Source organism: Streptomyces sp. Tu6071 (assembly GCF_000213055.1).
In the GTDB taxonomy this organism is placed as follows: Bacteria; Actinomycetota; Actinomycetes; order Streptomycetales; family Streptomycetaceae; genus Streptomyces; species Streptomyces evansiae.
Genome location: NZ_CM001165.1, coordinates 572419 through 586352 on the forward strand (window position 1 = coordinate 572419; position 13934 = coordinate 586352).

Consider the following 13934-nt stretch of genomic DNA (forward strand, 5'->3'; position numbering starts at 1 on the left):
CGATTCCGGACGCGACATCCTCACTTGACCATTCAAGTGACAGGTCCCTACCGTAGCACTTGAACGCTCAAGTAGAGCGTGGACGATCACCGGAAAGAAGCACGCCCCATGTCCCTCCCCTCCCCCGTCCTCTCCGTCAAGCCCCTCGAACTGCCCGCGCCCGGCCGCGGCACCGCACTGCGGATACGGGTCTCCGCGCCCGCGACCGGCGAACGGCTGCCCGTCGTGCTGTTCGCGCACGGCTTCGGCTCCTCGCTGGAGGGGTACGGGCCGCTCGCCGACCACTGGGCCGCGCGCGGCTTCGTCGTGGTCCAGCCGACCCACCTGGACGCCAGGACGCTCGGTCTCGCCGCGGACGATCCGCGCGGGCCCCGGTTCTGGCGGCACCGCGTGGAGGACATGAAGCGCGTCCTGGACCACCTCGGCGAGGTCGTGGCGGCGGTGCCGGGGCTCGCGGGGCGCGTCGACACGGGCCGCGTCGCGGCGGCGGGGCACTCCTTCGGGGGCCAGACGGCGGGCGTGCTGCTCGGCCTGCTCGTCACCGACCCGGAGACCGGCGCGGCACGGGACCTGTCGGACCCGCGCGTCTCGGCGGGCGTGCTGCTCGCCACGGCGGGCAGCGGCGGCTCCGACCTCACGCCCTTCGCCACGACGCACCTGCCGTGGCTGCGCGGCCAGGACTTCTCGGCGCTGCGCCGCCCCGCGCTCGTCGTCGCCGGGGACGCGGACGACCTCCCGCTCTCGGTGCGGGGCGCGGAGTGGACGAAGGACCCGTACACGCTCAGCCCGGGACCGAAGAGCCTGCTGACGGTGTACGGCGGGGAGCACTCCCTCGGCGGGATACCCGGGTACGGGTCCGCCGAGACCACCGACGAGGACCCGGCCCGCCTCGCCCTCGTGCAGGACGTCACCACGGCCTACCTGCACCACGCGCTCGGCACGGACGGCACGGCGTGGGCGCGGGCGCACGCGGAACTGGCGGGCGGGGCGCACCCGTTGGGGCGCCTGGAATCGAAGGGGAGCCCGGCCGCGCGGGGCTCCGCGTCGTAGCGCCGTACCTCAGCGCGCCGTGCCCCGCGCCCTACCGCGCGGCACCTTGCGTCAGCCGTCGGTCCGGGCGGACCAGGTCCCAGCCGTCCGCCCTGAGGCGGGGCAGGAAGCGCCGCAGCGCGGTGACCGTCTGGGCGCGGTCGCCGCCGCCGTCGTGGCACAGGACGACGGCCCCGGGGCGCGCCCCGGCGAGGACGCGGCGGGTGATGGCGGCGGCTCCGGGGCGCGACCAGTCCTCCGTGTCGACGCTCCAGGCGAGCGGTTCCATGCCGTGCCGGGCGCCGAGCGTGTACACGGTGCGGTCCCACTCGCCGTAGGGGGCGCGGAACCAGGCGGGGGCGCGGCCCGTGGCGCGGCGAACGGTCTCGCTGGTGCGGGCGATCTGCTCCTCGACCGCCGCGCGCCCGAGCCCGGTGAGCCTGCGGTGGTCCCAGGTGTGGTTGCCGACGAGGTGGCCCGCCTCGGTGATGCGGCGCAGCAGGGCCGGGTGCTTCGCGGCCTGCCTCCCGCACACGAAGAAGGTCGCGCGGACGTCGTGGGCCGCGAGCACGGCGAGGACCTCGGGCGTCCAGCGCGGATCGGGCCCGTCGTCGAAGGTGAGCGCGAGCGCGTGCCCGGCCCGCGGGAGGCGGGCGAAGGGCCGGGTGCGGACCGGGGGCGGGGGCACGGGAGGGGTGGTACGGGGGCCCGGTGCGGGCTCCGGGGGCTTCGCGTCGGGCTCCTCGGGGGCCCGCGCCCGCTGCGCGCGGGGCGGGGGGAGGCGGCGCGGCGGAGTCGTCGCCGCCGCGGGAGGCCGCGCTCCGGTCGCGCCCGCGCAGGCCGCCACGGGGGTGAGGGCGAGGAGCCCGGCGGTGCGCAGCAGCGCGCGGCGCGAGGGGGCGCCGGGCGCGGGGTCCGTTTCGCGGCGGGGCGCGACTGTGCTTCGTACCGCGTGCATGGGCCGATCCCACGCACTCCGGACACCTCGGGCACCGGCGCAACGCCGTCACAAGGTGCGGGGTACACCCGGCCGGACCAGCCCTGTGACCGACGGGGGCCAGGCACTAACCTCACTGCGTGACCGAACAGCAGCCATCCCAGTTCGAACGTGGCACCGACGGACCGAAGGTGATCGTGGTCGGCGTCGACGGTTCCGCTTCCTCCTTCCGCGCGGCGGCCTACGGAGGCGGACTGGCCAGGCGACAGGGCGCCCTTCTGGCCTTCGTGTACGTGCAGCCGCTGCTCGCCGCGGGGGCCGCGATGGGCGCCCCCGTGGCCGAGACCACCGACGAGATCGCCGAGTCCCTCATGGAGGAACTGCGCCACGGCACCGAACTCTTCAAGGGCATCTTCGATCTGCGCTGGGAGTTCCACACCTTCCGCGGCGACCCGTACACGGGCCTCGTGACGGCGGCGGACGAACTCAAGGCGGACGCGGTGGTGGTCGGCGCCTCGGAGCAGGCCGGCCACCGCTTCGTGGGCTCGGTGGCGGTCCGCCTCGTCAAGACGGGCCGCTGGCCCGTGACGGTGGTGCCGTAGGGAGCGGGGTCCAGCGGCGCGACGCGGCGCGGGGGACGCACGCCGTCCCGGCGCACGCCCCTCGCTGAGCGGCCCCCCACCCTTCGACGTCGGCCTCAGCGCCCCTCGACCAGCCCGTCCTTCGCCGCGCCCCGGCTCAGGACGACCTCGCGCAGGCGGTCGCGGACGGCGGTCAGGTCGCGGCCCTTCGCGATCGCGTCGTCCACGTCGACGACGCGGTTCACCGCGAGGTCGTACCACTGCGGCAGGAACTCGGCCTTCGTGACCTCCCAGCGGGCGCCGGGCTTCGCGGGCGGGGTGAAGGTGAAGCGGCCGAGCGTGCCCTCGTTGCCGCGCGGGTCGTGCACGTCGTCGTAGTTGATCATCCGGCCGGCGATCTGGTCGCCCATGCCGTAGATCACCCACGTGCCGTTGACCTTCTCGTACGCCTGCGGGACGTGCGCGTGCGTGCCGATGACGAGGTCGATGTCGGGGCGCTCGCCCGTGCGCGAGGCGGTGAGCGCCTGGGCGAGCTGGCGCTGCTGGGCGTCGGGGGCGGTCTGCCACTCGGTGCCCCAGTGCATGCTCACGACGACGACGTCGGCGCCGGCCTCGCGCGCGGCGCGCGCGTCCTGCACGACGCGGCCCTCGTCGATGAGCCGGACGGTCCAGGGCGCATCCTTCGGCAACGGGATGTCGTTGGTGCCGTACGTGTAGCTGAGGTGGGCGACCTTCGCCCCGCCCGCCGTGAGCCAGGCGGGCCGGTGCGCCTCCGCCTCGCTGCGCCCGGTGCCCGCGTGCGCGATGCCCGCGCGGTCGAGGGCGCCGAGCGTGCGCGAGACCCCGGCGGTGCCGTCGTCGAGGCTGTGGTTCGACGCGGTCGAGCAGGAGTCGTAGCCGGTGGTGGCGAGGGCGGTGGCGACCTGCGGCGGCGAGACGAAGGCGGGGTAGCCCGTGTAGGGCCCGTCGTCGTCCCCGTACACCGTCTCCATGTGGCAGATCGCCAGGTCGGCGCGGGAGACGACGGGCTTGACGCCCGAGAGCATCGGGCGGAAGTCGTAGCCCTTGCCGCCCGCGTCGGCGTGCGCCTGCTTGATGACCGAGTCGTGCGGCAGGACGTCGCCCGAGGCGAGGAGCGTGAAGGCGTGGCGGTTGTCGGACGGGGACGGCGAGGCGGGTGAGGGGGAGGCGGGGGCGCCGCCCGCGCCCTGCGGCCGGGCGTGGGCGGCCGGGGCGTCCTCCGCGCCGGTGAGTCCGGCGCACGCGGTGGCGGTCGAGGCGAGACCTGCGAGCAGCAGGCCGGTCCGCAGTCCGGCCAGGCGGGGCCGGAGGGGGCGGGGACGAGCGGGACGGGGCATGGCGACCTCCGAAGGAGCGACACACGGGCGTAAATATGACAAAACGACAAGACATAGCCCCGCCGTCGGCACGCAAGTCCCCATCCCGGGCAGCGCGCGAATGCAACCGCAACAGCCCCGACCCCGGCGCACGCGCCCCCGTTCACGCCGTCCCCCCACTCCCCCGCCACCCCGCGCGCGCCCTTGCCGACCGTTCGTCGCACCGCTCGTCGAGCGCTTCGACCGCCCGCCGCACAGCCGCGTACGGCGTATGTGCGCCCGGCGGCGGGCTGCGCTGGCATACCGCCATGACACCGCCGACGACGACGATGCCTGCCGCCCTCGCCGCCATCCCGCGCCAGCGCTCCCCGCGCCGCGCGGGACCCGGCGACGCCGACCGGGAGCGGCCCCGCGAGGTCACCGGGGAGCGCGAACTCGCCGAACTCCAGCGAGCGCACGGCCACGCGCTCTTCGCGCTGCTGCTGCGGCTGTGCGACGGCGACCGGCAGCGCGCCGAGGACCTCGTGCAGGAGACCTTCGTACGGGCCTGGCAGCACCCCGAGGCGCTGCGCCGTGCCGACTACGCCTCGGTGCGGCCCTGGCTGTTCACCGTCGGGCGGCGGCTCGCCATCGACGCGCGCCGGGCCCGCCGGGCGCGCCCCGCCGAGGTCGGCGAGGTGCTGCTCGCTCACGCCCCGCCGTGCGCCGACCACGCCGACCGCTCGGCCGCCGCGCTCGACGTGCGCGAGGCGCTGCGCGGGCTGAGCCCCGAGCACCGCGACGTCCTCGTCGAGGTGTACTTCCGGGGCGCGAGCGTCGCGGAGGCGGCGACGGCGCTCGGCATCCCCGCCGGGACCGTCAAGTCGCGCGCCTACTACGCGCTGCGCTCCCTGCGGAACGTGCTGCCCGGATACACCCCCGCGGCGCATTGAAACCGGACACTGAGTCAAGTCTCCGTAAAGACGCTTGCCGTGACCGCCCCTCGGGTAATCGGCTGTACTCGTCGATCTGAGGAGGACGTACGCGATGGGCAACGGGAGCGGGGAGACGGCCGGAACCGGCACACTCGTGGTTCCGATGGGCTGGCTGTACGCCGAGTACATCGCCGAGGAACTGCTGCGCAGCGGGGACCTGATGCCCCCGGACTCCTTCGAGTTCCGCGCGGGACGTGACGCGCTCGCGCTCACGGTCTACCTGGCGGACACCGAGGACGAGCTGAGCGGCATCCGGGTCATCACACAACTGGAGACCTGGCTCGGGCTGACCGCGCACGACCAGCCCTGGCAGGACTGGGTCGCCGAGCGGCTCGCGGAGGCCGCCGCCTCCCGGCCGGGACCGCGCCGCCGCGCCGAACTGCGGCTCGCGCGCGCGGCCTGGCAGTGGCTGCACGAGACGGAACTGCTGGCCCCGGACCTGGACGCGGTGCCGGGCGGCGCGGCGGTGCCGGAGGAGGAGCGGCCGAAGGTGTGGACGGCGGCGTGGCGGCTCGGGCTGCCGCTCGGGCACCTGGCGATCCACCTCTTCTGAGGCCGGGCCGGTCACGGCCGCGCGACGTCGGGACGGCGCGGTCCGGGCTCCGCGACGCTCACGCGCGGTGCGGCATCGGGGTCGAGTGGACCCCCGGGTGGTACTTCGGCAGCCGGACCGTGATCCGAGTGCCCGCGCCCACGCCCGTCTCGATGACGAGGCCGTGGTCCTCGCCGAAGACCTGCCGCAGGCGCTCGTCCACGTTGAGCAGCCCGATGCCCGCCCCCGGGCCGCCCTCGCCGCGCAGGACGCGGCGCAGCCGCTCGGGGTCCATGCCGACCCCGTCGTCCTCGATGACGACCTCGGCCTCCGCGCCCGCGTCCCGCGCCCCGATCGTGATACGGCTGCGCGTCAGCGCCCCCTCCAGACCGTGCTTGACGGCGTTCTCGACGAGCGGTTGCAGGCACAGGTAGGGCAGCGAGACGGGCAGCACCTCGGGCGCGATCTGGAGCGTCACCGAGAGCCGCTCGCCGAAGCGGGCGCGGACCAGGGCGAGGTACTGGTCGATCGAGTGCAGCTCGTCGGCGAGCGTCGTGAAGTCCCCGTGGCTGCGGAACGAGTACCGCGCGAAGTCGGCGAACTGGAGGAGCAGTTCGCGGGCCCGCTCGGGGTCGGTGCGCACGAAGGAGGCGATCGCCGCGAGCGAGTTGAAGAGGAAGTGCGGGGATATCTGCGCCCGGAGCGCCTTGATCTCGGCCTCGATCAGGCGCGTACGGGAATGGTCCAGCTCGGCGAGTTCGAGCTGGACCGAGACCCAGCGGGCGACCTCGTCGAGGGCGCGGGCGAGGACGGCGGACTCGCGCGGCGCGTAGGTGACGAGCGCGCCGAGGACGCGGTCCTCGACCACGACGGGCGCGGCCACCGCCCAGCGGGACGTGCAGCCCGCCTCGGGCGCGCAGCCGCAGTCGAAGGCGGCGCTGCGGCCGTGGGCGAGCACCCCTTCGAGGCGCGCGGGCAGGTGCGCCGCGTGGTGCTCGCCGTGCCCGGCCCAGGCGAGCACGCGGTCCTCGTCGGTGAGGCACAGGGCCTCGGTGCCCAGGAGCGTGCGAAGCCTGCGCAGCGCCTTGCGCGCGCCCTCCTCGCCGAGGTCGGCGAGCCCGGCGCGCAAGGGGGGCGCGGCGAGCGAGGCGGTGTGCAGGGTCTCGAAGGTGGCGCGCTCGACGGGCGTCCCGAGGTCGCTGCGGCCCGCCGGGTGGGCGGTGCGGCGGCCGAGCAGGAACCCGCCCGCGAGGAGCAGCGGGCACAGGGCGAGGAGCAGGGCGGTCGCGGTCACGGGCGCTCTCCCGGGGCGGTCACGGGCGCTGCCGACGCGATCACGGGCGCTCCCCGAGGGGTTCGTCCTCGGCACGCAGCGCCTCGGGCAGGTGGAGGCGGGCCATCGTGGCGCCCGCGTGCGGCGGGAGGCTCTTCGGGGTGGCGAGCGAGACGAGGGCCATCGCGAGGAAGCCGACGGGGACGCTCCACACGGCGGGCCAGGCGAGCAGCGTGTGCAGCCACCCGGTGCGGACCACGCCCGCGACGGTGAGCGCGACGGCGAGGAGCGCGCTGCCGCCGCCCGCCATCAGGCCCGCGAGGGCGCCGGGCGGGGTGAGGCGGCGCCACCAGATGCCGAGCACGAGCAGCGGGCAGAACGACGAGGCGGAGACGGCGAAGGCCATGCCGACCGCGTCGGCGACGGGGACCCCGGCGACGAGCAGCGAGCCCGCGAGCGGCACACCGACCGAGAGCACGGCGGCGAGCCGGAAGTGGCGCAGTCCGCGCGGCGGCAGGACGTCCTGCGTGAGGACCCCGGTGACGGCCATCGTGAGCCCCGATGCGGTCGAGAGGAACGCGGCGAAGGCGCCGCCCGCGACGAGCGCGCCGAGCAGGTCCCCGCCGAGGCCGCCGACGACGCGCCCGGGGAGCAGCAGCACGGCGGCGTCCGCGTCCTGGGTGCGGCTCAGCTCGGGCGCGTAATGGGTGCCGAGCCAGCCGTAGAGCGGCGGGAGGAGGTAGAAGGCGCCGAGGAGGGCGAGGACGACGACGGTCGTACGGCGCGCGGTGCGCCCGTCGGGGCTCGTGTAGAAGCGGACGACGACGTGCGGGAGGCCCATCGTGCCGAGGAACGTCGCGACGATGAGCCCGTACGTGGCGTACAGCGGGTGGTCGGCGCGGCTCGTGGCGAGCGGCTGCCCGGAGCCGGCCCCGCCGAGGTAGCCGCTCTCGGCGGGGAGCCCGGCGGGCACGGCGGGGTCGCCGTGCGCGGCGAGGAGGAGGAAGAAGGCGGGGACGAGGAGCGCGGTGAGTTTCAGCCAGTACTGGAACGCCTGCACGAAGGTGATGCTGCGCATCCCCCCGGCCGCGACCGCGAGGACGACGACGGTCGCGACGAGCGCGCCGCCGAACCAGCGCGGCGCCCCGGTGAGGATCGAGAGCGTGAGTCCGGCGCCCTGGAGCTGGGGCAGCAGGTAGAGCCAGCCGACGCCGACGACGCAGCCGCTCACCGCGCGCCGTACGGTCGCCGATTCGAGGCGGCCCTCGGCGAAGTCGGGGAGCGTGTACGCGCCGGAGCGGCGCAGGGGCGCGGCGACGAGGAGGAGCAGGACGAGGTACCCGGCGGTGTAGCCGACCGGGTACCACAGCATGTCGGGGCCGTGCAGGAGGACGAGTCCGGCGATGCCGAGGAAGGAGGCGGCGGAGAGGTATTCGCCGCTGATCGCTGCGGCGTTGAGCGCGGGGCCCACGGTGCGTGAGGCGACGTAGAAGTCGGATGTCGTGCGCGAGACCCGGAGGCCGAAGCCGCCGATGAGGACGGTCGCGAGGACGACGACGGCGACGGCGGGAACGGCGTACGCCTGGTTCACGCGGCACCGCCCCGGTCGGTGTCGTCGGCGGGGGCGGGGCGCGGTCCTTCGCCGGTGCGGGGCGGCGGTACGGGGGCGGGGCGGGCGGGCTCGGGCGGGTGCTCGGCGCCGCGTACGAGGCGGGCGAAGTCGCGTTCGTTGCGCTCGGCCCTGCGCACGTAGGCCCACGCGAGGGCGACGAGCACGGGGTAGCAGGCGAAGCCCAGGACCGCCCAGGTCGTGGCGGGGCTGCGCAGGGCGCCGAGGAAGAGCGGGAGCGTGACGACGGGCAGCGCGAGCACGGCGAGCGCGGCGAGGCCCGTGCGCAGCTGACTGCGCATGAGGGAGCGCACGTAGGCGGCGCCGAGCGGGGTCTGCTCGTGGATCTCCAGTTGCGTGCGCCGCCCGGCGGGCCGGCGCACGGCCTTGCGGTCCCCCGTCACGACCTCGCGGCGGGGGGCTTGCTCTGCGGGCACGGGGCGGAGTGTAGGGGTGCGGGTGCCCCGGGGGAAAGTGGCCTGGTCGCTCAGGGTCGGCCGGGGGCCACGCGCCGTACACGCTCCAGGGTCTCGTCGGCGAGGAGTGCGGCGTGCGTGACGCTGAAATCCCCGTTGGGCAGCGGCTCCGCGGAGGAGCGTCCCACGACGCTCGTGGGCAGGAAGGCGCGCAGGGCGTGGCGCGTGGCGGGCGGGTGCGCGACGGGCGCGCCCCAGCCCTCGGGGGCCTCGTCGGTCGAGAAGAGCACCCAGTGGTCGGTGGGCACGTGCGCGGCGAGGTCGGGGGCGCCGCCCGTGTGGCTGTCGAGGGCGGGGACCGTGAGGACGTCGGGGTCGAGCGGCTCGTACCAGAGCAGGAGCGGTTTCGCGGTGCGGGCCTCGGCGTTGTCGAAGCAGCAGATCGCGAAGGTGTGCGCGGGGAAGTGCTCGGCGTAAAAGGCGAGGAGCCCGGGGTCGAGCGCGGGGCGGCGGCGGGCGGGGACGCGGTGCAGCGCGGCGGGGACGTCGCTGGGGTCGGCGGCGAGGAGCACGGTGTAGACGTCGTGCTCGAAGACCTGGACCGGGCGCGGGGCTTCGAAGTCCATCCAGTCCATGCCCCCGGCGGCGGCGCGGCGCGGGCGCACGGCGTCGACCATGCGGCGCAGGATGCCGTCGTCGCCCGCGGTGCGCAGGAAGTGGCCGGGTGTCAGCTCGCGTGCGGGCAGGTGCAGGATCATCGCGTTGGGCCCGTCCGCGTGGTTCTCGGCGGTGTTCTGGTAGCCGAGGACGTGGACGAGTCCGTGGCGCTCGTGGCGCACGCGCCCGCAGTAGAGGGTCGTGCCGGTGAAGGCGGCGGGCGCGGCGGAGACGCACATGCGCGGCAGGGTACGCGGCCGGGCGCGCGGGGGTCAGCCCCCCGCCCGCTTGAGCAGTGACTCGCGCAGGCGGCTCGCGTGGCGGCGCGAGACGGCGAGGACCGCCGTGCCGATGCGGACGCTCATGCCGCCCCCGTCCAGGCGCAGTTCCTCGACGCGGTGGAGGGCGACGAGGTGGCTGCGGTGGATGCGGACGAAGCCGTGCGGCTGCCAGCGCTCCTCCAGCGTCGTGAGCGGGACGCGCACGAGGTGGCTGCCCTCGGCGGTGTGCAGGCGCGCGTAGTCGCCCTGGGCCTCGACGTAGGCGATGTCGGCGACCGGCACGAGGCGGGTCACGCCGCCGAGTTCGACGGGGATGTGCGCGGAGGTCGTGGTGGCGGGGAGCGCGGGGCGCGGCTCGCGGGCCTCGACGCGCTCGACGACGCGGCGCACGGCCTCGGCGAGGCGGTCCCTGCGGACCGGTTTGAGGACGTAGTCGACGGCCTTGAGGTCGAAGGCGGTGACGGCGAAGTCCTCGTGCGCGGTGACGAAGACGACGAGCGGGGGCCGCGCGAAGCCGGCGAGCAGGCGTGCCACGTCGAGCCCGGACAGCCCGGCCATGCGGATGTCGAGGAACAGCACGTCGACGGGTTCGGCGCCGCCCCCGTCGTCCATCCCCTGGCCGAGCCTGCGCAGCGCCTCGGTCGCGTCGGTGGCGCCCTCGGCGCTCGTGACGCGCGGGTCGGCCCGCAGCAGGTAGAGCAGTTCCGCGAGCGCGGGTTCCTCGTCGTCCACGGCCAGTACGCGCAGCATGGCGCTGGAGTCTAGGCGGTACGGGGCCGGGGCGACCCGGGGTCGGAGCCACCTTCTCGCGTCAACACGGCGTTTCGCCCGTACGAGTGAGTCCGTGGCCTCGTGCGGGGCCGGGTCGCCGGTCGCCTCGCGGACGTGCCGGACGCCTCGGACGCCTCAGACGCGGACCGTCAGCCGCACCGTCACCTCGTCGCCGGAGAACGGCGCGGGCCCGCGCCACTCGATGACGCGGGCGGAGAAGACGGTGTCCACGGGCTCCCCTGTCGGTGGCGGCGGGCGGTGGGCCGCAGCGTACCCCCGGGCTCCGGCAGCTACTTGATGAGGCGGGAGAGGCGGCGGTCGGCGAGGGGCTTGCCGCCGGTCTGGCAGGTCGGGCAGTACTGGAGCGAGGAGTCCGCGAAGGAGACCTCGCGGATCGTGTCGCCGCACACGGGGCAGGACTCGCCCGTGCGGCCGTGGACGCGCAGGCCGCTCTTCTTCTCGGCCTTGAGGCTGCCCGCGGCGATGCCCCGGGAGCGGGCGACGGCCTCGGTGAGGGTCGTGCGCAGGGCCTCGTACAGGCGGCTCGTCTCCTCCTCGGTGAGGCGGCCCGCGTTCTTGAACGGGGAGAGCTTCGCGGCGTGGAGGATCTCGTCGCTGTAGGCGTTGCCGACCCCTGCGACGAGGCTCTGGTCGCGCAGGGCACCCTTGAGCTGGCGGCGCTCGCCGCGCAGGAGTTCCGCGAAGGCGGCGCGGTCGAAGCCGGGGGCGAGCGGGTCGGGGCCGAGCCGGGCGATGCCGGGGACGGTCCGCGGGTCGTCGACGACGTACACCGCGAGGCGTTTCTGCGTACCGGCCTCGGTGAGGTCGAAGCCGGAACCGTCGTCGAGCACGAGGCGGAGCGCGAGCGGGCCGCGTCCGGGCTTCGGCGGTGTGTCGGGCACCTTGGCCTGCCACCGCAGCCACCCGGCACGGGCGAGGTGCGTCACGAGGTGGGGGCCGCCGTCCGTGACGACGTCGAGGAACTTCCCGTACCGGCGTACGTCCGTGACCTCGTGGCCCACCAGGGCGCTCGGCGGCGGGTCGTAGGTCTTGAGGACGTTGACCGCGACGGGCAGGACGCGCGTGGGGGTGCGTCCGACGAGGTGGTCGTCGAGGAAGTCCCGCAGGGCCTCGACCTCGGGCAGTTCGGGCATAGCTCCCAGATTGCCTCTCCGGCGGCGCGAAAGCCAGCGCTCGCCCGGGGACCCGGGTCACGCCGCGCCTCCGGGCCGGGGCACGCCACGAAGCCGTGCCGTACCGGAGCCGGATCAGCCCGCCGGGCCCGGCCCCGCGACCTCCTCGCCCGGCCTGCGCACCTCGAACTCGCACCACACGCACTTGCCCGCGCCCCGCGCCTCCACGCCCCACGCGTCCGCGAGCAGGTCGACGAGCATGAGGCCGCGCCCCGACTGCCCCTCGGCCTCGGCCTGGCGCCGTCTCGGCAGGGCGCTCGACGAGTCCTCGACCTCGACGCGCAGGCGGCGCACGGCCCCGGTGAGCACGCGCAGGGTGACGAGGGCGGGACCCTCCGTGTGGGTGAGCGCGTTGACGACGAGTTCGTCCGTGGCGAGTTCGATGTCGTCGGAGCGGGAGCCCGCGCCCCAGGAGCGGACGGCGGAGCGGATCATGCGGCGGGCCTCGGCGAGGTCGCGGGGGTCGCCCGGGGCGACGTGCTGCTGGAGCCTGCCGCCGTAGAGCGGGGCGCCCACGGTGGCGCGGCGGCGCAGGAGCAGCACCGCGACGTCGTCCTCGCCGCCGCGCCGCTCGACGGCCGTCGTGAGCAGGTCGGCGAGGAGCCGCAGATCGCGCGGTCCGGTGCGCAGCCGCGTCGCGAGCTTCGCGAAGCCGTCGTCGAGGTCGGCGCCGGGGACTTCGACGAGGCCGTCCGTGCACAGGAGCAGCGTCGCGCCGGGGTCCAGTTCCAGGGTGGAGACGGGGTAGTCGAGCGCGCCGAACTGCGAGGAGAGCCCGAGCGGCAGCCCGCCGGGCACGGGCACGCGCCGGGCGGAGCCGTCGGGGGCCATGAGGAAGGGGTCGAGGTGCCCGGCGCGTACGAGCTGGAGCACGCCGGTGCTGAGGTCGGCCTCGGCGTAGAGGCAGGTCGCGAAGCGGTCGGTGTCGAGTTCGTCGAGGAAGAGCGAGGTGCGGGCCATGACGGTCGCGGGCGGGTGGCCCTCGGCCGCGTAGGCGCGCAGCGCGATGCGGAGCTGGCCCATGACGGCGGCGGCGTGCGTGTCGTGGCCCTGCACGTCGCCGATGACGGCGCCGGTACGGCCGCCGGGCAGCGGGACGAGGTCGTACCAGTCGCCGCCGACGTCGCGGCCCGCGCTCGCGGCCCGGTAGCGCACCGCGACCTCGGCGCCCGGCACGTGCGGGATGGTGCGCGGCAGCATCGCCTGCTGGAGGCCCTGGGCGAGGTCCTTCTCCTGCTCGTAGAGCATGGCGCGCTGGAGGCTCTGGGCGAGGCTGCTGCCGAGGGCGACGAGGACGTTGCGCTCCTCGGGGGCGAAGTGGTGCGTCCCGCCGTAGAAGAGGCCGAGGGAGCCGATGGGGCTGCCCTGGGCCACGAGGGGCAGGTACGCGGCGGCGCCGGGCCGCAGGTGGGCGATCTGCTTCCACAGCTCGGGGTAGGCGGCGGCGAAGCTCTCGGCGTCCTCCAGGTAGACGGGCCGCATGGTCCGCACGACATCGGCCATCGGGTACGGGTCGTCGAGGCGGGTGTGGCGGCCGGCGTCGATGACGCCGCCCGTGGGTCCGTCCGGGACGAGGCGGATGCGGCCCTGTTCGAGGAGGCCGACGACGAGCGAGTCCGCGCCGAGGCGCACGAGCCCGTCCTGCTCGCGCAGCACGTCGAGCACGTCGGCCACCGTGCGGGCGGCGGCCAGGGCGGCCGTCGTGCGCTCGACGACGGTCGTGCGGCGGCGCAGCTCGGACGCCTGCTCACGGCGGGCGGTGGTGTCGCTGAGCTCCTGCGTCGCGTCGCGGACGATGCCGAAGATGCGGCGGGCCCGGCCGCCCGCGTCGCGGCGGATGTAGCCCTGGGTGTGGGTCCAGCGCAGCGAGTCGTCCGCGCGGCGGATACGGAAGTAGCCCGCGTAGGTCTCGTGGCCCGCGGTGATGGCGTCCTTGACGAGAGCGGCCATCCGGTCGCGCTCGGCTCGGGGCATCTGCGCGGACGCGGTGGTGGCCATGTCGTCGAAACGCTCGGGGCGCAGCCCGAAGACGGCGAGGGCCTGCCGGTCCATGTGCATGCGCCCGCTGTCGAGGTCCCAGTCGAAGCTGCCCATGCGGTTCATGGCGAGGATCGGGTCGGGACGGGCCGGCCAGTCCTCGGGGCACGTGGCGGCCTCCTCCTCCGGGTCCCCGGAGGGGGCGGGCACGGGTTCGCGGCGCGGCGTGGCCCCCGGGCGGGTGCCGGAGGCCGCACCGTGCCGCATCGCTCCCCGTTCTGCCATGAAGCCCCCTAGGCCCTCGTCCGGTTCCCGCCTGGTGGTGGGCCTCTGCTCCGAGGACCCGCTCCCGAAAGGTAGGTTTTAT

At 75.5% G+C, this 13934-nt stretch carries 13 protein-coding genes; 4 read left to right on the forward strand and 9 right to left on the reverse strand.

The features are described from left to right. Window positions 1-108: 108 nt before the first annotated feature. Window positions 109-1050: an alpha/beta hydrolase family protein gene (locus tag STTU_RS02335; protein WP_007819440.1), complete on the forward strand. Its 942-nt coding sequence runs from the start codon at window positions 109-111 to the stop codon at window positions 1048-1050. A gap of 31 nt (window positions 1051-1081) precedes the next feature. Here the strand turns inward: STTU_RS02335 and STTU_RS02340 are convergent, their stop codons facing one another. After that, window positions 1082-1987: a polysaccharide deacetylase family protein gene (locus STTU_RS02340; protein WP_007819442.1), complete on the reverse strand. Its 906-nt coding sequence runs from the start codon at window positions 1985-1987 to the stop codon at window positions 1082-1084. A gap of 119 nt (window positions 1988-2106) precedes the next feature. Between STTU_RS02340 and STTU_RS02345 the strand changes: the two genes are divergently transcribed. Beyond that, entirely contained in the window at window positions 2107-2568 is a 462-nt protein-coding gene (locus STTU_RS02345; protein ID WP_007819447.1) for a universal stress protein, read from the forward strand. Between the two features lie 95 nt (window positions 2569-2663). Here the strand turns inward: STTU_RS02345 and STTU_RS02350 are convergent, their stop codons facing one another. Next, window positions 2664-3905, reverse strand: a complete 1242-nt coding sequence (locus STTU_RS02350) for a CapA family protein (RefSeq protein ID WP_007819449.1) — start codon at window positions 3903-3905, stop codon at window positions 2664-2666. Between the two features lie 287 nt (window positions 3906-4192). On the opposite strand from STTU_RS02350, the gene STTU_RS02355 reads away from it, so the two are divergent. Together STTU_RS02355 and STTU_RS02360 are read left to right on the forward strand one after the other, a co-directional pair. Then, on the forward strand, window positions 4193-4816 hold the full coding sequence (locus tag STTU_RS02355) for a sigma-70 family RNA polymerase sigma factor (protein ID WP_007819451.1): 624 nt from the start codon (window positions 4193-4195) through the stop codon (window positions 4814-4816). A gap of 94 nt (window positions 4817-4910) precedes the next feature. Continuing rightward, a complete protein-coding gene (locus STTU_RS02360) occupies window positions 4911-5411 on the forward strand; it encodes a hypothetical protein (protein ID WP_007819453.1) in 501 nt (166 codons plus the stop codon). 58 nt (window positions 5412-5469) lie between these two features. Here STTU_RS02360 and STTU_RS02365 read toward each other — a convergent pair whose 3' ends face one another. The 7 genes from STTU_RS02365 to STTU_RS02395 form a co-directional block, all read right to left on the reverse strand. Beyond that, on the reverse strand, window positions 5470-6684 hold the full coding sequence (locus STTU_RS02365; protein WP_007819455.1) for a histidine kinase: 1215 nt from the start codon (window positions 6682-6684) through the stop codon (window positions 5470-5472). A 40-nt stretch (window positions 6685-6724) separates the two neighbouring features. Beyond that, window positions 6725-8254 carry a cation acetate symporter gene (locus STTU_RS02370; RefSeq protein WP_043253855.1) on the reverse strand — a complete coding sequence of 510 codons (1530 nt, stop codon included), beginning with the start codon at window positions 8252-8254 and terminating at the stop codon, window positions 6725-6727. Beyond that, window positions 8251-8709, reverse strand: a complete 459-nt coding sequence (locus STTU_RS02375; protein ID WP_007819459.1) for a hypothetical protein — start codon at window positions 8707-8709, stop codon at window positions 8251-8253. Before STTU_RS02375 ends, STTU_RS02370 begins: the two co-directional genes overlap by 4 nt. Before the next feature lie 50 nt (window positions 8710-8759). Further along, complete coding sequence (locus tag STTU_RS02380; RefSeq protein ID WP_007819461.1) at window positions 8760-9584, reverse strand: hypothetical protein; 825 nt, start codon at window positions 9582-9584, stop codon at window positions 8760-8762. Window positions 9585-9617: 33 nt separating this feature from the next. After that, on the reverse strand, window positions 9618-10376 hold the full coding sequence (locus STTU_RS02385) for a LytR/AlgR family response regulator transcription factor (RefSeq protein ID WP_007819463.1): 759 nt from the start codon (window positions 10374-10376) through the stop codon (window positions 9618-9620). A gap of 311 nt (window positions 10377-10687) precedes the next feature. Beyond that, the gene (locus STTU_RS02390) at window positions 10688-11551 is read right to left on the reverse strand and encodes an Fpg/Nei family DNA glycosylase (protein ID WP_007819465.1); all 864 of its coding nucleotides are present in this window, start codon (window positions 11549-11551) and stop codon (window positions 10688-10690) included. Window positions 11552-11665: 114 nt separating this feature from the next. Next, complete coding sequence (locus tag STTU_RS02395) at window positions 11666-13834, reverse strand: SpoIIE family protein phosphatase (protein WP_007819467.1); 2169 nt, start codon at window positions 13832-13834, stop codon at window positions 11666-11668. Window positions 13835-13934 lie beyond the last annotated feature (100 nt).